The sequence below is a fragment of the Streptomyces sp. RKND-216 genome (genome assembly GCF_004795255.1).
Classification (GTDB): Bacteria; Actinomycetota; Actinomycetes; order Streptomycetales; family Streptomycetaceae; genus Streptomyces; species Streptomyces hazeniae.
Genome location: NZ_SSBQ01000002.1, coordinates 937,938 through 957,840 on the forward strand (window position 1 = coordinate 937,938; position 19,903 = coordinate 957,840).

13 protein-coding genes are annotated in these 19,903 nt (G+C 69.8%); 10 read left to right on the forward strand and 3 right to left on the reverse strand.

Features of this window, described 5'->3' with window-relative positions:
• Positions 1-24 precede the first annotated feature (24 nt).
• Together E4198_RS04215 and E4198_RS04220 are read right to left on the reverse strand one after the other, a co-directional pair.
• Positions 25-234 carry a DUF397 domain-containing protein gene (locus tag E4198_RS04215; protein ID WP_136181967.1) on the reverse strand — a complete coding sequence of 70 codons (210 nt, stop codon included), beginning with the start codon at positions 232-234 and terminating at the stop codon, positions 25-27.
• Positions 216-1,058, reverse strand: a complete 843-nt coding sequence (locus E4198_RS04220) for a helix-turn-helix transcriptional regulator (RefSeq protein ID WP_136181968.1) — start codon at positions 1,056-1,058, stop codon at positions 216-218. Before E4198_RS04220 ends, E4198_RS04215 begins: the two co-directional genes overlap by 19 nt.
• Positions 1,059-1,267: 209 nt before the next feature.
• Between E4198_RS04220 and E4198_RS04225 the strand changes: the two genes are divergently transcribed.
• The 9 genes from E4198_RS04225 (at position 1,268) to E4198_RS04265 (ending at position 17,556) form a co-directional block, all read left to right on the forward strand.
• The gene (locus E4198_RS04225; RefSeq protein WP_136181969.1) at positions 1,268-1,519 is read left to right on the forward strand and encodes a hypothetical protein; all 252 of its coding nucleotides are present in this window, start codon (positions 1,268-1,270) and stop codon (positions 1,517-1,519) included.
• Positions 1,516-1,746 carry a hypothetical protein gene (locus E4198_RS04230; protein WP_247597551.1) on the forward strand — a complete coding sequence of 77 codons (231 nt, stop codon included), beginning with the start codon at positions 1,516-1,518 and terminating at the stop codon, positions 1,744-1,746. The genes E4198_RS04225 and E4198_RS04230 overlap by 4 nt, the downstream gene beginning before the upstream one ends.
• 183 nt (positions 1,747-1,929) lie before the next feature.
• A complete protein-coding gene (locus E4198_RS04235; RefSeq protein ID WP_136185182.1) occupies positions 1,930-3,825 on the forward strand; it encodes a DUF2075 domain-containing protein in 1,896 nt (631 codons plus the stop codon).
• A gap of 92 nt (positions 3,826-3,917) precedes the next feature.
• A complete protein-coding gene (locus tag E4198_RS04240) occupies positions 3,918-7,805 on the forward strand; it encodes a phage resistance protein (protein ID WP_136181970.1) in 3,888 nt (1,295 codons plus the stop codon).
• Positions 7,802-10,702 (forward strand): BREX-2 system phosphatase PglZ, encoded by a 2,901-nt coding sequence (gene pglZ, locus E4198_RS04245; RefSeq protein ID WP_136181971.1) that lies wholly within the window; start codon positions 7,802-7,804, stop codon positions 10,700-10,702. The genes E4198_RS04240 and pglZ overlap by 4 nt, the downstream gene beginning before the upstream one ends.
• A 39-nt stretch (positions 10,703-10,741) precedes the next feature.
• Positions 10,742-12,490, forward strand: coding sequence for an AIPR family protein (locus E4198_RS04250; protein ID WP_136181972.1), 1,749 nt, complete (start codon positions 10,742-10,744; stop codon positions 12,488-12,490).
• A 46-nt stretch (positions 12,491-12,536) separates the two neighbouring features.
• Positions 12,537-13,862, forward strand: a complete 1,326-nt coding sequence (gene brxD / locus E4198_RS04255) for a BREX system ATP-binding protein BrxD (RefSeq protein WP_136181973.1) — start codon at positions 12,537-12,539, stop codon at positions 13,860-13,862.
• Positions 13,862-16,018, forward strand: coding sequence for a DEAD/DEAH box helicase (locus E4198_RS04260; RefSeq protein ID WP_136181974.1), 2,157 nt, complete (start codon positions 13,862-13,864; stop codon positions 16,016-16,018). Before brxD ends, E4198_RS04260 begins: the two co-directional genes overlap by 1 nt.
• 164 nt (positions 16,019-16,182) lie before the next feature.
• Complete coding sequence (locus E4198_RS04265; RefSeq protein WP_136181975.1) at positions 16,183-17,556, forward strand: hypothetical protein; 1,374 nt, start codon at positions 16,183-16,185, stop codon at positions 17,554-17,556.
• 97 nt (positions 17,557-17,653) lie between these two features.
• On the opposite strand, the gene E4198_RS04270 is transcribed toward E4198_RS04265, so the two are convergent.
• On the reverse strand, positions 17,654-18,610 hold the full coding sequence (locus tag E4198_RS04270) for an IS481 family transposase (RefSeq protein WP_136181976.1): 957 nt from the start codon (positions 18,608-18,610) through the stop codon (positions 17,654-17,656).
• Between E4198_RS04270 and E4198_RS04275 the strand changes: the two genes are divergently transcribed.
• Positions 18,609-19,852, forward strand: a protein-coding gene (locus E4198_RS04275; protein ID WP_136181977.1) for an IS3 family transposase whose coding sequence is annotated in 2 segments (ribosomal slippage) — positions 18,609-18,891 and positions 18,891-19,852 — 1,245 coding nt in all. Because the reading frame shifts where the segments join, the coding sequence is not laid out codon by codon here. The genes E4198_RS04270 and E4198_RS04275 overlap by 2 nt on opposite strands.
• The last annotated feature ends 51 nt before the right edge of the window (positions 19,853-19,903 follow it).

Genomic DNA, 19,903 nt, shown 5'->3' on the forward strand with positions numbered 1-19,903 from the left:
TCGCGGGGCCGTCGGGTTACCGGGTCAGTTGCCCAACTGTCCCCTATTGAGAGCCGAGATGAAGGAAGCCCAGCCGACAGCGGGGAACACCAGCATCGGCCCCTGCGCAGCCTTGCTGTCCCGTACCGGCACGACATCGGCGTAATCATCAGAGACCTCGACGCACGCGCCACCGTCCTGGTTGCTGTAGCTGCTCTTGCGCCAGGAGGCGGCAGTCAGGTCGATGGATCGCACGTTGCTTCCTCCAACATCCGCAGGATGAACTTGCGCGACTCGGCCGGTGTAAGTGCCAGGTCGCGCACCGCATCGTACGTCTTCTGCAAGCGCACAACCGGGCCGGATTCCTCGATGAGTTCGCCCTGGTATCCGTTCTCGGTGTACGCCACGGTTCTGCCCTCCGGAAGCAGCAGGTACCACATGTCGGCGCTCATGAGGCCATGCAGTCCGGCGCTCTGCATGAGCACGTGGACCGTCACGTTGGGGCGCTCGGCAGCATCCCGTAGGTACTCCAACTGCCCCCGCCACTCCCCCACGTCCCGCAGCGGCGTCCGCAGCACCGCCTCCGAGAGGATCGTCCGGAACGGCGGGGCGTCCTCCCCCTCCAGCAGCTCCTGCCGCCCCATCCGGGCATCGACCTGCTGCTCCAACTCCTTCCCCTTGAGCCCGCCCGCCGACAGCACCTCCCGGGCGTAGCCAGGCGTCTGCAGCAGCCCCGGCAGCACACTCACCGCGAAGTGCCAGAGGCTCACCGCCTCCGACTCCAGCGCCATGTAGCGCCGGTAGCGCTCGCGGAACTGCGTGTGGTCCCCGGCGGCCACCTCCCACAGGGCGAGCAGCAGGCCGGGCGTCCCGTAGTGCGTGTCGAGGGCCTGGACGACCTCCGGGCTGCCGAGGGTCTCGCCCTTCTCCATCTTGCCGAACAACGACCAGTCCCAGCCCAGTCGTTCGCCGAGCGCCCGCAGGCTGGTCCCGTTCCCGGCACGCAGGGTCCGTAGCTCCTGCGCGAACCGTTGCCGGGGTTCCTGGCTGCGGCCGGTGATGACGCGTCGTTGCGGCATGCGGCTTCCTCCGAGACGTGCACGTGAACGATGTGGAACGTGTGGAACCACCCCCGCGCGGCGGGGAAGCACCACCCCGTCCACACGCCGGTCGCCCACTTACGGGTGCAGTCTCGTGACACCCGCACTACGCAGCGTAGTTCACGCAGCGCAGCCGGGTCCTGGAATCAACGGAACAGCAGCCACCGACTGCACGGACGAGGAGCCACATGAGCCCCACACCACGCCCTCCCCACAACCCCAAGGTCACCGAAGCCCTCGAGGCCCGTGATGCCCTCGCGGGCGCGCTCACCCGGGCCGGCATCCAGCTCCCCGCCATGGACATCCGCACACCGTGGCTGGACGTGCGCGGGGACGACCATGAGGGCGAAGTGCGGTACGCCCTCGTCCACCTCGGCGTGTGTTCCGCCCCCGTCGCCCACATGCTCGCGGACGCGATCACGAAGGGGCTCGCCGGGTGACGGAGGACGCCGACGGTGTGCCCTCCGTCGGCGAAGCCGTCCACGACGCCGCCCGCGACCGGGTCGGACGGGTCATGGCGCACGACGGCCCGTACCTCCAGCTCCGCCCTCTCGCCGGTGGACGCGAATGGGACGCCGCCCCGGAGACCGTCCGCCCGCTCACGCAGTCCGAGCTGATCAGCGCCCTCGTCGCCGTGGCGAACGCCCGCAGCAGACAACCGAGGTGACGCCACCGCACGGCGCCGTCGGCCTGATCCCCTCCCCGTGATCACCGCCCTCACCTAGGATGGCGGAAACCGTCTCAGCGGCCCGACGGGCTTCCTGATTCGCCGCGCGAGCGCGCGCGGCGGGCGCCGGAGGACATGCCCCCACCCGCACGAGTCTTCTTCGTGCTGCCTGGGGGCATCTTCTTGCTGTTGCGTGAATCCGCGTCGTCCGTGGCCGCCCGCATCCTCGAAGGGTCGCTGGCGCTGCAACTGACCGAGAACTTCCGTCACCTGCACGGCCGGAATGCCGGGCAAGCGGAGGTGCGGTCGTGGGAACGCAGCATCCCCGCTCTCGTCAACGCCCTCATGGACGCGGGCCTCGGCGACGTCGCAGTGCTCCTCGAGTACAGCCTGCCCCTCACCAGCAAGCGCGCCGACGCCGTGCTCGCGGGCGTGCACCCCACCACTGGTGAGCCGTCGTACGTCATCGTGGAGCTGAAGCAGTGGAGCGCCGCCCGCCCGGACGAGGAGGACGGGCCGCTGCTGTGCCGGATCGACGCCTACCGCGACGCCGTGCTCAATCCGATCGAGCAGGTCCGGGGGTACTGCGAGTACCTGCTGTCGTTCAACGGCGCGCTGGAGCGGCTCCCGGATTCTCTCGCCGGCGTGGCCTTCCTGCACAACGCGCCCGAGAACCGCATCGCGGGCCTGCGAGGCGTCGACGAGGACCTCCACGGCAGCCTCTACAGCAATGACCAGCGCGGTGCCTTCCTGGACTTCCTCCGCTCGCGGCTCGCCGCGAAGCCCAGCGCGGAGGCGGCAGACGCCCTGCTGAACGGCAGGATCCGGCCGTCGAAGCAACTGATGGCCGTCGCAGCCGACGAGATCCGCGACCGCGAGCAGTTCGTGCTCCTCGCCGAGCAGCGCGTCGCCTACGAGAAGGTCATGTCCGCCGTGCGCAAGGCCAGGCGGTCCGACCACAAGCAGGTCATCGTGGTGAACGGCGGCCCCGGGTCCGGCAAGAGCGTGATCGCCCTTTCCCTCCTGGGCGAGCTGTACCGTCGCGGCGACTCCGCTCTGCACGCCACCGGCTCCGGGTCCTTCACCAAGACCATGCGCAAGATCGCAGGCGTACGGAAACCCGCCGTGCAGCGGCTGTTCAAGTACTTCAACAGCTTCATGGACGCCGAGCCGAACGGCCTCGACGTGCTGATCTGCGACGAGGCCCACCGGCTGCGCAAGACCTCCGCCAACCGCTACACCAGGGCCGAGCTGCGCACCGGCCGCCCGCAGGTGGCGGAGCTGATCGACGCCGCCCGCGTCCCCGTGTTCCTCCTCGACCAGCACCAGGTGGTGCGTCCCGGCGAGATGGGAACCAGCAAGGAGATCCAGCAGGCCGCGGCTGAGAAGAACCTGGACTTCACCTCCGTGGATCTGGACGGCCAGTTCCGTTGCGGCGGCAGCGATGCGTACGAGAAGTGGGTGCTCGACCTGCTCGGCCTGGAGGGCGGCACACCCAGCGCCTGGGAGCCAGACGGCAAGCTGCAGCTGCGGACCGCCGAGAGCCCGCAGGAGCTTGAGGACTTCCTGCTCGCCCGACGGGCGGAAGGCTACGGCGCGCGCATGTCGGCCGGCTACTGCTGGAAGTGGACCACCAAGATCACGCCCGAGATGACCGAGCTGCCCGCCGACGTCGTCATCGGGCAGTGGGCGCGGCCCTGGAACGTCTACGGCGACCGGTCCGTCCTCGGGGCCCCTCCCGCGCCTCTGTGGGCCACCAGCCCGGAGGGGTTCGGCCAGGTCGGCTGCGTCTACACCGCCCAGGGCTTCGAGTACGACTGGTCCGGCGTCATCATCGGGCCCGACCTGGTGTGGCGAACGGACCAGTGGGTTCTGAACCGTGCGGCGTCCAAGGACCCGATCTTCACCAAGGCGACGCCGGACGAGGAGATCGACCTGCTGATCCGCAACACCTACAAAGTGCTGCTGACCCGGGGGATGGTCGGCACGATCCTCTACTCGACGGACCAGGAGACGCGCGACAAGCTGCGCTCCCTCGTGCATCCGGCGACTCGAGCGAAGGCGCCCGCGCTCGCGTAGTCGGCCGTGTGCGAAAAGTGGTCCCACGCTGTCCGTGTCACGCCATACGATCGGATGAGCCCGCGCAGCAAGCACTCGGAGAGTGATCGTTCATGGCACAGCAGCCGCCCCTGCTCCGCGATGTCATCGACATCAAGGAGTCCATCTCCACCTCGGACTTCGTCCTCCAGCTCTCGGAGGCCACGAGTCCCGAAGGTGCGGAGCGGGCGCTGCGGGACTATGTGGTCACCGAACGGCTGCTGGAGAACTTCGACGAGGCGCTCGGCCTGATCCGGTCCGCGCTCGAGGGGCACCGGTCCAAGGCGTCCTACCTGCACGGCTCGTTCGGTTCCGGTAAGTCGCACTTCATGGCCGTGCTGCACGCGCTGCTCAGCGGGGCTCCGGCGGCCCGTGCGCGGACGGACCTGGACCCGGTGCTCACCAAGCACGAGTGGCTCGCCACCGAGGGGAAGCGGTTCCTGCTGGTGCCGTACCACATGCTCGGGGCGAAGTCCCTGGAGCAGCGGGTGCTCGGCGGGTACGTCAGCCACGTCAAGAAGCTGCACCCCGATGCCCCGACACCGCAGGTGTACCGGACCGACGCGCTGTTCGACGACATCCGGTCGATGCGGGCCCGGATGGGCGACCCGGCCGTCATCGCGGGTCTCTCCTCGGGCGAGGGGGCGGCGACCGACGAGGAGGACGAGTGGGGCGAGGCGTTCGGCTGGACGCCTCAGCTCCTCGACACCGCGCTCGGTGCCGAGGAGGTCCACGAGGGCGGCGAGGCCCTCAATCTGGTCAGCCCGTCACGGCCCGCCGAGCTGCGGGCGCGGCTGGTGCAGGACGCGAGCACGCACCTGCTGCCGGGCTTCGCGAAGAACGCCGCCGAGGACGAGCACGGGTTCGTCTCCCTGGACGCCGGCCTGTCCGTGATCGCCGAGCACGCCAAGTCGCTGGGCTACGACGGGCTGATCCTCTTCATGGACGAGCTGATCCTGTGGCTCGCCACCCTCATCCACGACCAGAGGTTCGTGGCCAAGGAAGCCGGCAAGATCACCAACTTCGTGGAGGGCGGTGACGCCCGCCGGGCCGTGCCGGTCATCTCCTTCATCGCCCGTCAGCGCGACCTGCGCGAGCTGGTCGGGCAGGAGGTGTCGGGGGCGGCCGAAGCGTCCATCCAGGACACGCTCAACCTGGCCTCCGGGCGTTTCGACAAGATCACGCTGGAGGACCGCAACCTCCCGCAGGTCGCGCATGCGCGCCTGCTCAGGCCGCGGGACGAAGAGGCCGCCGCTCGCATCGCCGCCGAGTTCGACAAGACGCGCAAGATCCGCCAGGAGGTGTGGGACACCCTGCTGGGCTCCGACCGCGGCGCCGACGGCGTCGGCGCGGACGAGGAGAGCTTCCGGCTGACGTACCCCTTCTCGCCGGCGTTCATGGACACCCTCGTGCACGTGTCCTCCGCGCTGCAGCGCAACCGGACCGGCATGAAGCTGATGGGGCAGCTGCTCGCCGACCACCGGGCCGAGCTGCGGCTGGGCGACCTGATCCCGGTCGGTGACCTGTACCCGCTGATCACCACGGGCGGCGACAAGCCCTTCACCGACAAACTGAAGGTGGTCTTCGAGGCGTCCGACAAGCTGTACCGGACGAAGCTGCGGCCCTACCTCCTGCGTACCCACAACGTGTCGGAGGAGGACGTCGAGCAGTACGCCCACCGCCCCGACAGCATCTCCGACCCGGACCTGCGCGCCCGGCTCAAGCAGTTCACCGGCGACAACCGGATCGTCGGGACGCTGCTGCTGTCCGCGCTCGCCCCGAGCGTGCCCGCGCTGTCCGACCTCACGATCCGGCGCCTGTCCGCACTCAACTACGGCTCGGTCGTCGCGCCGATCCCGGGCCGCGAGTACGGCATCCTGAAGAACAAGGTGGCCGAGTGGGCGGGCCGCTTCCCCGAGATCAAGGAGACCGGCACCGAGGCCAACCCCGGCGTCCGGCTCGAACTGTCCGGCGTCGACGTCGACTCGGTGATCGCCAACGCCAACGTCAACGACAACTCGGGCAACCGCGAGTCGCTCGCCAAGCGGATCCTCGTCGAGGAACTGGGCATCTCCCAGGACAAGCTGATCAACGAGCTGCACTGGGTGTGGCGGGGCACCGACCGCAGCGTCGAGGTGGTGTTCGGCAACGTCGCCGACGAGGACGGACTGCCCGACCACGACCTGATGCCCCAGCAGGACGGGCACTGGCGGATCGTGATCGACCTCCCCTTCGACGAGAGCGAGTGGGGGCCGCGCGAGGATGCCAACCGGATGCAGCGGCTGCGCGAGCGTCAGGGCGAGCCGTCCCGGAGCGTCGCCTGGCTGCCCACCCACCTGTCCAGCCAGCGGTACCTGGACTTTCGCCGCCTCGTCGTCATCGACAAGGTGCTCTCCGACAGCGAGCGCTTCGACGGGCAGTACGCGAACCACCTGAGTCCCGACAACCGGTCGCGAGCCAAGGGGCTCCTGGAGACCCAGCGGGAATCGCTGCTCAAGAACGTGAAAGCCGCCTTCAAGCAGGCCTACGGCCTCGCCGACAAGAAGGCCACCGACGTGGAACTCGGCTTCGCCGACCACCTGGAGTCCCTGCGCGAAGTCGACGGCCTGACCCTGTCCTTCGGCCAGTCACTCCGGGACGGCATCCGGCACATCGCGGACAAGCTGCTGGCGAGCCAGTACCCGGACCATCCGGACTTCGACCCCGAGAAGAACGGCGGCGTCGTCAAGCCGGCCGACGCCAGGAAGGTGTTCACGCACGTCCAGGCCGCCGCGGAGGCGCGCGACGGGCGCGCGGAAGTGCCCGCCGGGGACCGGCCGCTGATGCGCCGGGTGGCCACGCCGCTGCGGCTGGGGCAGCAGAAGGAGGCGTACTTCGAGCTGTCGCAGTACTGGGCCGACCACTTCCGCCAGCTCGCCCGCGAGCAGCGGGTGACCGGCGACCTCAGCCTGATCGCCCTCACCGACTGGACGGACGTGCCGACACCGCGCGGCCTGCCGGGATTCCTCGCCCGGCTCGTCGTGGCCTCGTTCGCCGAGATGGACGACCGGGTGTGGGTGCGCGGGGGCACACCGCTCGACCCGGCGCCCGCGCTGAACGAGGTCAAGGACCACGACGCGCTGCGCAGCCAGCCGCTGCCCTCGGAAGAGGTGTGGGAGACGGCCCGTCAGCGGTTCACGGCCCTCTTCGGCGAGCCGGCGCCCACGCTGCGCCGGGGCCGCATGGTCAACCAGCTCGCCCGGCAGATCGCCCAGCAGTCCAAGAACCATCACGAGGACGCCAAGGAGCTGGTGGCCCAACTGGAGCGGCACGCAGGCTTCCTCCGCCTCGACGAGACCGCCGAGAGCGGGCGCCTGGCACTCGCGCGGCGGGCGTCCACCCTGCTCCAGGAACTCACCCGCTCGGCCGGCCAGGGCGCCGCCTCCGCCCGGAAGACCGTCGAGACGCTCGCCGCCTTCGACTTCGGTGACATCGGCGCCGACCGGTTCGGAACCTCCGTGAAGCAGGCCCGGAAGGTGGCGCAGGCGCTGGACTCCACGTCCTGGACGACCCTGGACCTGGCCACCTCCGAGGGCCCCGAGGGCGAGGCACTGCTGGAGTCCCTGCGCAACGCCGCGCAGAGCGACCAGCGCACCAACGACCTCAAGGAGGCACTGGCCCAGGCCCAGCGCGAGGTGCTGGCGCTCGTCAAGCGCAACCGGGCGACACCGGCTCCGCAGCCCGCTCCCCCGGCCCCGCGCTCGGGCGACGTGCCCCTCGACACCCCGACCAGTCAGCCGCCCGTGCCCGAGCAGCAGACAGCCGGCACCGGCGCGCCAGCGAAGGGGCGCGTGAAGCACTCCGGAGGCGGCCTGACGACGGCCGGGAGGGCGGTGGCCGAGCTGCAGGCCGAGATCGCAGACCTGGTGGCCCAGCAGCCCGGGGCCACGGTCGAGATCACCTGGCGGGTCGTCGAAGGATGAGCGCGACGACGACCAGCGCGGTGGCGACACGGCTGACTCTCCCGACGATCACCCAGTTCCTGTCCGCACAGAGCTCGCTCGCCGACGCCCTGGCAGGCCGGGACCGGCGACGGGCCGTGCTGCTGCGCTCCGCACCTGAGTGGGACGGTCCCGCCGAACACGTCTGGGGCGACGGACGGTCGGCCCGGATCGCGGCTGCCCCTTCCCCACTGGCCGTGCACGAGCTGCTGCTCGCGCACCTGTCGGAGGCGGCGACGGGCCCGGACGTCCTGGTGATCCTCACCGACCGCGAGCAGCACGAACTGGACCCGGCCCTCCTCGCTCGCGCCCACCGGCAGCGCGTCGACACGGTGGACAGGTGGAATGTCGTGCGGGACGCATTCGGGGCCGAGCAGGTCGAACTGCGGCTGCGGGACGAGAAGTGGGCCGGGGAGGCACTGCTGGACGCGGCGCCTCCCCGGGGCGGCTGGCCCCGGCTGGGGGGCCACGTCCTGTCCCGCAGGACCGCGCTGTCCGCGCTGGCGCTGCGACGCCTGGGGCTGGGCAGCTACCGTGACGAGACGCTGCCGCAGGACCACACCGCGTCCGCAGACCGGCTGGACACCCACACCCTCCTGGGATGGTCCCTTCTCCCGGGAGGCCCGGAGCGGTTCCTGGCGCTGCGCGGCCCGGAGCGTACCGGCCTGTCCTCCTTCCTCGGCGAGGCAGACCAGGCCGGGCTCGGCGGGCGTGCGCTGATGGCCCTGGTCCAGGCCGAGCACGGGCCGGACGCGGTGGCCTTCGGTCTCGTCTGTGCCGCGCTGTGGTGCCACGCCGAACCGGATGCGGCCGTCTACCAGGCGCGCGGTCGCGCGGAACGGTGGTTCGGGGACCCTCCCCCGGCGCGGGGAGAACAGCTCGACGCCATGGCGACGGCCTTCGGCCGGGCCGCGGAGGAATACGTCGGCATCCTGCTCGCCGAAGCCACCAGGAACGGCGCCGGCCCGGAAGAAGCCCGCGAGGCGCGGCGGACCGGCGACACGGTCCTGGAGCGTGCCTCGGTACTCGTCCGCCAGTTCGGCGCGGAAGCCGCCGCCCGGACCAGTCCCCTCCTCCCGGCCGGTCTGGAAGCCCGATTCACCGAGGTCGGGACGGCCCTCGCCGCCGGTGAGCCGGGACCGCTCGACGCGGCCGTACAGTCCCTGAGCGAGCACCGGCGCGCAGACGTGCCGGACGTGCGGGCGCGGATCGAGCGGACCCGCATGGCAGGGCGACTCCTGCGGTGGCTGGCCACCGAACCGGCCGTCGAGACGCAAGGCGTCGGTGAGGCCATGGACCGCCACCTCCGGGAGACCGCCTGGGTGGATCGCGCGCTGGAGCACATCGAGGCCGGCGGAGATCCCGACGACCGGCTGCGAGCCGCCTACGACGCGCTGGCCGAGCGCGCGCGCGAGCGACGCCACGAGATCGACCGTGACTTCGCCCGCGAGCTGGCGCACTGGACCGCGGACGGCAACGACCCCCGCAGTGGCCCGCTGACGGTGGAGACCTTCCTGGAGCGGGTCGTGAAGCCGGTGGTGCGTGGCACCACCGACCGGCGCGTGCTACTGATCGTCCTGGACGGCATGAGCGCGGCCATCGCCACCGAGCTGGGCGAGGAACTGCGCTCCTCCTGGGCCGAGTTCGACCCGGTGGGCGAGGACTCGCCGCGACGGCGCGCCATGGCGGCGGCGCTTCCCACCCTCACCTCCGTGTCCCGCACCTCGCTGTTCTCCGGAAAGCTGTCGCACGGCTCCCAGAAGGACGAGGCCAAGCGTTTCCCCGCCCTGCCGCTCTGGCGTGGCGCACCCGCTGCGGTGTTCCACAAGGACGATCTGCGCTCCGACAGTGCGGGGGACGTCTTCGGTCCCGCGCTGACCGAAGCGCTCATGGACGGCCGTACGCACGTGGCGGTCGTCCTCAACGCGATCGACGACCGGCTCGCCAAGGAGCAGAAGCTGGGCGACGGCAGCTGGCGGGCAGAGCACGTACCCGGCCTGCAGGAGTTGCTGCGTGTGGCGGCCTCCCAGGGCATGGCGGTGGTGCTGACCAGCGACCACGGGCATGTCGTGGACCGGCGCGGCCGGAAGGTCGAGACCGGCTCGGCCCTGTCCGCCCGCCACCGGTCCCCGGGCGGCGCGGTGGGTACGGCGGAGGTCGCGCTGCAGGGCAGCCGGGTCGTCGCGCCGGAACCGGACGGCTCCATCGTCGCCCTGTGGGACGCCGACTCGCGGTACACAGCACGCAAGGCTGGGTACCACGGCGGGGCTTCCCTCGCCGAGTTCACCATCCCGGTCCTGGCCTTCCTGCCGTTCGGGGCGACACCTCCCCCTGCCTGGCGGGAACTCGGGGACCAGCGACCGGCCTGGTGGGAGGGGGAGGCGGCCACGTCCACGGCCGGCACCGCCCCTCACCGCGAGACGGCATCCGCCCCCGCCCGTCAGACACGGCGCAGGCCGACGGCTTCCCAGACGCACCTGGCCCGTACGCACGACGCGTTGTTCGACGTCACCATGGCCCCGGCGCGTGAAGATCAGGACGCTTTGGTGACCCCCGAACTCGTGGGCCCCGACGACGCCCTGGTCGCGGCGCTGCTCGCTTCGGAGACGTTCACGGGGCAGATGAGCCTCCTCGCACGCAAGCCGCCGTTGGACAAGGTTGAGAAGGCGATCCGTGCACTCGTCGACGCCGGGGGCACCCTGCCGGTCACCGCACTCGCCCAGCGCGTCTCGTATCCCGCCACTCGCGCGGACGGCTTCGCCGCCATCCTGCGCCAACTGCTCAACTACGACGGTGTGCAGGTGCTGGAGACGCTGCCGGACGGCCGCACCGTTCGCCTCCATCTCTCCCTGCTCCGCATGCAGTTCGGTCTAGCCTGACGTTCCGTTCGCCCTGCCGCCCACCGAGAGTCCGGAGACATGAGCGCCAACGACCGCGTGCTGATCAACCAGATGATCGAGGAGCGCCGCCACGCGCGCGGCGTACCCCTCTCCTTCGACGCCGAATTCGAGAGGTTCGCCAGCGAACACGCCCTGCACGGCTTCGGACTCTCCGACGAGGAGATCGAAGCCGGGGTCATCGGTGGGGCCGACGACGGCGGCATCGACGGGGCGTACGTCTTCCTCGGCGGCCGGCTGCTGCACGAGGACAGCGAGATCCTCCAGCCTCAGTCGGGCGCCGCGAACGTCGAGCACGGCACCCGGTTAACCCTGTGGCTCATCCAGGCCAAGACCAGCGCCGGGTTCTCGGAGGTGGCCCTGGACAAAGCCGCGTCCACCTGCAAGAACCTGCTGGACATGGAGGTCGACGAAGCCACCGTCGGTGTCCTGTACGCCGACGAGCTCCTGGCCCGCTTCCGCCTGTTCCGCACGGCGTTGCAGCGGCTGCTCACCCGCCACCCCACCGTGCTGATCAAGTTCTCCTACGTCACGCGCGGCGAGGCGAGCGACGTACACCCCAAGGTCCAGGCGAAGGCCAAGCTCCTCGAAGCGCAGTTCGAGAACGCCTTCGCCATCTCCACCGGAGAGGTCGAGTTCCTCGGCCCGGGAGAGCTCTGGCGACGCGCCAGCACCCTCCCCTCGTACACCCTCGAGCTTCCCTACCGGGAGAGCATCACCCACGGCACCAGCCACCTCGCGCTCGTCTCCCTGGGTGAGTACCTCGACTTCCTCAGCGACGAGAGCGGGGCGATCAAGTCCCACATCTTCGACTGGAACGTCCGCGACTACCAGGGAAACGTGGAGGTGAACCGGGAGATCACGGCGGCTCTCCGGGACCCGGACGCGCCGGAGTTCTGGTGGCTCAACAACGGCATCACGATCGTGTGCTCGCAGGCGACCTCCGTCGGCAAGCGGCTCAGCCTGTCCGACGTGCAGGTCGTCAACGGCCTGCAGACCTCCTACACCCTCCACGAGACGCTCAAGGACCTCTACCTGAGCGATCCGACCGACCCCGTCTTCGACAGGCTGGTGCAGGTCCGGATCCTCGTCACCGTGGACCAGGCGGCCCGTGACTCCGTCATCCGCGCCACCAACCGGCAGACGAGCGTGCCCGTCGCCTCGCTGCGGGCCACGGACGACATCCAGCGGCAGATCGAGTCGTACTTCCTCGAACACGACTGGTTCTACGACCGGCGAAAGAACTTCTACCGGAACCAGGGCAAAACCGCCGACCGTATCGTCAGCATCCCGCTGCTGGCACAGTCCGTGATGGCCATGGCGCTGGGTCAGCCCGACTACGCCCGCGCCCGTCCCTCGAGCCTGCTCAAGTCGGACACGGACTACCGCCGCGTGTTCTCCGACAAGACGGAACTGCCCGTCTACCTGTGGCTGGCCCGTGCACAACGCCGGGTGGATGAGTTCCTGCAGTCCACCTCGGACCCCGTCTCCCGTTCCCTGCACACCAACCTCCGTTTCCACCTGGCCATGCTCGGGGCCGTGGACCTGGTGGGCCGGGTGTTCAGCAAGCCGGAGAACCTGAACAACGCCGCCCGGGAGGACGCCTTCCCGAGCGACACCCGCCTGCAGTCGCTGTGGGCGTCGCTCCAGGAGCATTTCGACGCGTTCCAGCGGGAGAAGCGGGCCGGGCCGGACAAGACCGCGAAGAGCAGCGACTTCGTCGCCTCTCTGACCGACGGTTTGGGATACGGCAGCCTCCGCCGCAGGTGACGTCACCGTCCGACCGGCGAAGCGGCGCGGATGGGACAATGAGCCGGTGATCGATCCGCGCTCTTCTCCCGTCTCCGCCGCCCGGCGTCGCACCGCCCTCGACGCACTCCGGCGCGGTGCGGTGCCCGAGAGCGGCCTCGACCTCCTCGCCACCGGGCTCGACCGTTTCGAGACCGCGCTCGACGCGGAGATCGAGACGGTCGCCTCCGGCGGGTCCGTCTTCAAGGCCGTGCGGGGTGAGTACGGTTCCGGCAAGACGTTCTTCACCCGCTGGCTCGGGGAGCGCGCCAGACAACGCAACTTCGCCGTCGCGGAGATCCAGATCTCGGAGACGGAGACGCCGCTCCACAAGCTGGAAACCGTCTACCGCCGCCTCACCGAGCGGCTCTCCACGACCAGCTTCCCGCCGAGCGCGCTCCGGCCCGTGGTGGACGCCTGGTTCTACGGGCTGGAGGAGGACGCCCTCGCCGAGGGAGCGGACGAGGAGGAGCTGGGCAGCGCGGTGGAGCAGCTGCTGACCGCCCGCCTGAGCGAGGTGTCCCGGCACGCCCCCTCGTTCGCCACCGCGCTGCGCGGCTACCGTTCCGCGCTCGCCGGGGGCGACGAGCCGACCGCGGCGGCCGTCCTCGCCTGGCTCGGCGGCCAGCCTCATGTGGCGGCGGCGTCCCGCCGGGCGGCAGGCGTGCGCGGCGAGCTGGACCACTTCGGTGCCCTCGGTTTCCTGCAGGGGCTGCTCACCGTGCTGCGGGACTCCGGGCACCAGGGCCTGTTCGTCGTACTGGACGAGGTGGAGACGTTGCAGCGCGTGCGCTCCGACGCGCGCGACAAGGCGCTCAACGCCCTGCGTCAGCTGATCGACGAGGTCCACTCCGGACGGTTCCCCGGTCTCTATCTCGTCATCACCGGAACGCCCGCGTTCTTCGACGGCCAGCAGGGTGTGCAGCGGCTGCCGCCGCTCGCCCAGCGACTCGCCACCGACTTCACGACCGACGCCCGGTTCGACAACCCGCGGGCGGTTCAGCTGCGCCTGCCCGGATTCACCCTGGAGTCACTGACCAGCCTCGGCACGCGCATCCGCGATCTCTATGCGTCCGGCGCAGACTCACCGGACCGGATCACGACACTGGTCGACGACGCCTACGTCGCGGACCTCGCCCGCGCGGTCGGGGGCGCTCTCGGCGGCAAGGCCGGCGTCGCGCCCCGGCTCTTTCTCAAGAAGCTCGTCGGCGACGTCCTTGACCGGGTGGACCAGTTTCCAGACTTCGACCCGCGACAGCACTACGCGTTCACGGTGCGCGGCAACGAACTCACCGACGTCGAGCGCAACCTGGCCGGATCGTCGTCCGCCGACGACATCGACCTGGACCTGTGATGACGACGCCCGACGCAGATCCCGTGGACCGGCTCGATCCCGTCATCCTGCACCACGTGGTCAACACGCTGGGCTGGCCGGACCTGCGTCCCCTGCAAAAGGCCGCGATCGACCCGGTGATGGACGGAGAGGACGCCGTACTGCTGGCGCCCACCGCCGGCGGCAAGACCGAGGCGGCCTGCCTGCCGGTCCTGTCCGCCATGGCCGCTCAGCAGTGGAGCGGCACCTCGGTGCTCTACCTGTGCCCCCTCAAGGCCCTCCTCAACAATCTGGTGACCCGTGTCGACGTCTACGCTCAGTGGCTCGGACGCCGTGCGGCCCTGTGGCACGGCGACACGGGGCAGTCCCAGCGCGGCCGTATACGTGCCGACAGACCCGACATCCTGCTGACGACGCCCGAGTCACTGGAAGCCATGCTGATCGGCGTCAAGACGGACCACGAACACCTGCTGGGCGGGATCCGGGCCGTCGTGATCGACGAGGTGCACGCGTTCGCAGGCGACGACCGGGGCTGGCACCTCCTGGCGGTCCTGGAGCGCCTGCAACGGGTCACGGGCCACGAGATCCAGCGGATCGGGCTGTCCGCGACCGTCGGGAATCCGCAGGAACTCCTCACCTGGCTCCAGGGGTCGGGCGCCGGACGGCGCACCGGGCGCGTCGTCGCCCCGGACCTCGCTGATCCGCAGAGGCCGTCAGCCGCTGCCGACGGAGCCCCGCCACCGGGAGACATCGAGCTCGACTACGTGGGCTCCCTGGCCAACGCCGCGAAGGTCCTCGGGGTCCTGCACAAGGGTGAAAAGCGACTGGTCTTCTGCGATTCCCGCCGACAGGTCGAGGAGCTGGGCGCCGCGCTCCGGGCGCGCGATGTCACCGTGTTCCTGTCCCACGCCTCGCTCTCGGCCGACGAACGCGCACGGTCCGAGCAGGCGTTCGCCGAGGCACGCGACTGCGTCATCGTGGCCACCTCCACCCTGGAACTCGGCATCGACGTCGGCGACCTGGACCGCGTCGTCCAGATCGACGCGCCCGCCACCGTCGCCTCCTTCCTCCAGCGCGTCGGCCGCACCGGACGCCGCGCGGGAAGCACCCGCAACTGCCTGTTCCTCGCCACCCGCAAGGACACCCTGCTGCAGGCCGCAGGGCTGCTGCTTCTCTGGGGCCGCGACTGGGTCGAACCGGTCGTCCCACCGCCCCAACCGTGTCATCTCGTCGCCCAGCAGCTGCTCGCCGTCACCCTCCAGGAGCACAAACTGGGCGACCGGCTCTGGCCGGAGCAGTGGAACGGCCTCCCCCCCTTCGACCGCTCAGCCGCGCCGATCCTGCGTCACCTGCGGGAGCAGGGCTTCCTGGACACCGACGGCGGAATGCTGTTCATCGGCCCGCAGGCCGAGCACCGCTTCGGACGCCGGCACTTCATCGAGCTGACGGCATCCTTCACGGCACCACCCCAGCTCACCGTCCTGTCCGGGCGCAACGAGATCGGCCGGATGGATCCGTCGGTCCTCACCGAGGAGCGTCCCGGGCCACGGCGGCTGCTGCTGGCCGGCCGCAGCTGGCAGGTGACGTACATCGACTGGGGACGCAAGCGGGTCTTCGTCGAGCCGGTCGACAGCGGCGGAGTAGCCAAGTGGTCGGGGGGCACGCTCACCGGGCTGTCCTACGCGTTGACCCGCGCCATGCGGGAGATCCTTCTGGGAGCCGACCCGCCGGTCTCCCTCACACGACGGGCCGAGTCCTGCCTTCAGGACTGGCGTGACGAGGAGGCGCCCCGACTCGTCCACCCGGGCGGAACACTCGTGACTCGGCAGGGCGACGACGTCCGCTGGTGGACGTGGGCCGGGTACCGCGCCAACGCGACACTGGGTGCGACACTGGCCTCGATCGCCGACCCGGTCCAGCGCCCGACCGACGTCTCCCTGCGTCTGCGTGCCGATCTGACCCCGGAGAAGTGGCGTACGGCCCTCCAGTCCGCCCAGACCGGGCCGGCACTCGTCCTGCCCGAAGTCGACCAGCGGGCCGTGCGCGGCCTCAAGTTCTCCGCTGCACTCCCCCCTCGCCTCGCCGTAGCCACGCTGTCGGCGCGACTAGCCGACTTCGACGGTGCGCGCACCGTCCTGGCGGAGCCGGTGCGCTTCTCCACGGAATCCCCAGCCTGAAGCCTGTGGGGATTCCCCCTCCGGACGCCCGTTCCGGGGAGAAGGAACCTGGGGGGGCACCGACTCGGCGAGGGGTGAATGCGCCTTTGCCTACTTGCGTGCTCCGTCGGGGTCCTCCGTACCTTCGTGAGGTCCACGAACCCGCACGAGGCACGGAGGACCCGTTGAAGTCCGTCAAAGAGGTACTTCTGGATCTGCTCGAGTCGTCCAACATTGCCGTGCGCTCCGGAGACGAGTTGGTCGGCAGCGTGAACTCTGCAATAGCCGCAAACGACAAGGAGAGGGCGAAGAAGGAAGACGAACCCCTCCGCCGCAAACCCTGCCTGGCCACGATCCCCCGCACGGAACTGAGCCGCCAGCAGGAGGTCAGTCCTTGGGACGTCCTGCACACGCTTGGCCGGGCAACCACGCTGTCGGGGCGCGGCGCGGGACGAGGGCTGGCCGAGCACTGGGGGGCTCTCAAGTACAACCAGGCTCTCGCAGGCGAAGCGGATCGCTTCCTCGGTCTGACGGACGAGGGACGGCAGATCGCGGAGCAGTACAAGAACCTACAGTCCGGCGAACTGGGTATCGGCTTCGCACTCACCCTCACCAAGCAGCTGCTGGGTCGGCGCTTCCCAGATCATTCCGTGACGATCGTCCCTGCGGACACCGCTCTGCGTGCGGGGTGGGCGCTCACCAGTAGGGACAAGGGCCCCACGGTGAAGTACCGCTACCGTCCGCAGTACTTCGCTGAAGTCTGGCGTCCAGGGGAGCCGTCACTCGTCATCCCCGTCGCCAGCAAGGGCCACCACGGCAACGCCACCGACTCTGCCGGCCAACTGGCATCAGCCTCGGCCCACGCCGAGGCCGTGCACATCGGCGACTGGAACCAAACTCCGAGTCTGTTGTTCAGCACGGAGCTGTCGCTGAACGGCGTCGTGACCGTTCATGCGCTCCAGGCTACGGGACGGGGCGGCTGGCTGAACAACCTCCCCGGAGAGGGGAAGGTGAGTCTGGATACGGTTCCCGTGCAGGAGAACGTCTTCCCAGGAATTCAGCCACCCCAAGTGGGGGACTCGATCCCGGAGTCGGTACCCGGCTGTCATGTGACGCCCAAGTACCACGCCTGGTTCCAGCAGACCCTCGGCCACACAGCGGCGGCGGGGCTCACGGCTTTCACCGGCTCGGGCGAGGCGACCGCCCAGTATCTGACCGAGCGGCAAGGCCGCAAGCGATTCGAGGGCATCGGGCACGCCGCGAGCGGCAGCGTCCAGGACGTCAGTCACGAACTCCTTGGGGCAACATTTAGCGGCACAGACCACGTGTTCCGATTGAACGGCCCCCGCGTCGAGGCGTTCTCCGGCGTGGAAGCGGGTCTCTTCGAGCTTCTCTCCGATGGGCAAGTCGATGAATACCGCAGGCGTGTACATGCCGCCCGCCGCACGCTCCCTCAGCTCGCTTGGGACAAGAAGTGGGGCGGGCCTGTCTCCCTTCACCCCGACGGCTCGGTGCTTGCCATCCGGCTACTGCCGGGGCAGCGGCCGACACGACGCTGACGCCGTCCCGGAACGCCAACGAGCACTTTCGTCAGGCACAGCGCGGTTAGCGTTCCGAGGCGGTAATGCCGTCCGCTTATCCGGCGGGGATCGGGCACTAGGTGTATTGACCCGGAGCGTTGTTCACACGGCTGATCGGTGGCTGGCCGCCGAGTGCGGTGTGGCAGCGGTGGTGGTTGTAGGTGTGCAGGAAGTCTTGCAGAGCTGCGGTCCGCTGCTCGTTGCTGGTGTAGGGCCGCAGGTAGGCCCATTCGTCGAGCAGGGTGCGGTTGAAGCGTTCGACCTTGCCGTTGGTCTGCGGTCGGTAAGGGCGGGTGCGTTTGCTGGTGGCGCCGAGGTAGATCAGGGACTGCTTCCAGAGGGTGCTCTTGCGGTAGGACCAGGCGTTGTCGGTCAGCACCCTTTCGATGCGGTCGATGCCGAGGGCGGCGAAGTGGGCGGCGGCTCGGCGGAGGAAGCCTGCGCAGGTGGCGGCCTTCTCATCGGGGTGGACCTCGCTGTAGGCGAGGCGGGTGTAGTCGTCGACGACGGAGTGGATGTAGTCGAAGCCGACTCCGGTCTTGGTCAGGCGGCTTTCCGCGCGGCCGTGGACACGCCAGCCGCCGCCGTCGGGAATCCGCCCGAGTTTCTTCACGTCCACGTGCACCAGCTCGCCGGGCCGCTCGCGTTCGTAGCGGCGAATGATGCGCCCGGTTGGCCGGTCCATCCAGGCCAGCCGGTGCAGGCCGTGCCGGGTGAGGATCCGGTGCACGGTCGAGGGCGGCATGCCCAGGATCGGGCCGATGCGGGCGGGTCCGAGTTTGCGTTCGGTCCGCAGCCGGCAGACCCGTGCTTCGGTATCGGCATCGGTGCGGTGCGGTGTCGTGTGCGGGCGGCTGGGGCGGTCACACAGGCCCGGCTCGCCCTCGGCTCGCCACCGGTGGACCCACTTGTGGGCCGTGGCCCGGGATATGCCCATCTCCGCAGCCACATGGGCCACCGGGCGGCCGGAACGGACACGATTGAACCGTTCCGGGTCTGATGGAGGCTCAATTCCCTGAGAGGATCGAGTCATGACCCGTCCGTCCCCCTACCCTCCCGAGCTTCGTGAGCGTGCGGTCCGCATGGTCGCGGAGGTCCGCCCGAACTACCCGACCGAGTGGGCCGCGATGAAAGCGGTCGCCGCAAAGCTCGGAATCGGTGCGGCGGAGACCGTGCGGACCTGGGTCCGGAAAGCCCAGGTCGACGCCGGCCAGCGGCCGGGGGTCACTTCTGAAGAAGCCGCCGAGATCAAGCGCCTCAAGGCCGAGAACGCCGAGCTGAAGAGGGCGAACGAGATCCTCAAGGCCGCATCGGCTTTCTTCGCGGCCGAGCTCGACCGGCCACACAGGCGCTCGTAGCCTTCATCGACGAGTTCAAGCAGGTGTTCGGTGTCGAGCCGATCTGCCGTGTCCTGACCGGACACGGACTGCAGATCGCAACCAGCACCTACTACGCGGCCAAGAACCGCCCGCCCAGCCCCCGATCCGTCCGGGACACAGAACTGAAGGAGCACATCGGCCGCGTCCACGCCGACAACTACGGCGTCTACGGCATCCGGAAGGTGTGGCGGCAACTGGACCGTGAGGGCATACCGGTGGCCCGTTGCACCGTGGCCCGGCTGATGCGTGAACTCGGCCTTCAGGGCGCCAGACGTGGAAGGAAGATCCGCACCACGGTGCGCGACGAGGGACACGAGCGGGCCGCTGACCTGCTGAATCGCGACTTCACCGCGCGTGGCCCCAACCAGCGGTGGGTCGCGGACTTCACCCACGTGCGCACCTGGAACGGCGTGGTCTACGTCGCCTTCGTAGTCGACGTGTACTCCCGCACGATCGTCGGCTGGTCAGCGGCCACCAGCAAACGAGCCAAGCTCGTCCTGGACGCTCTCGACATGGCGCTGTGGCGACGCGACCGGGCCGGCACGCCGGCCGGGCCCGGGCTGATACATCACTCCGACGCCGGCAGCCAGTACACGTCCTTCGCCTTCACCACGCACCTGGTGGCCGCCGGTCTCGACGCCTCGATCGGCAGCGTCGGTGACGCCCTGGACAACGCGCTCATGGAATCTCAGATCGGCCTGTTCAAGACCGAACTGATCAAACCCCGTACTACCTGGAAGACCCTCGCCGAGATCGAGGTCGCCACCGCGGAATGGGTCGACTGGTTCAACCACCACCGCATCCACACCGCGATCGGCGACATCCCGCCCGCCGAATGCGAAGCCACCTACTACGCTCAGCACCAGCCGCAACCGGCGGCTGGAGCCAGTCCATAGAGCCTCCACCGACCCCGGAACGGTTCACGATCGACCAGCAGGCGCCTGCTC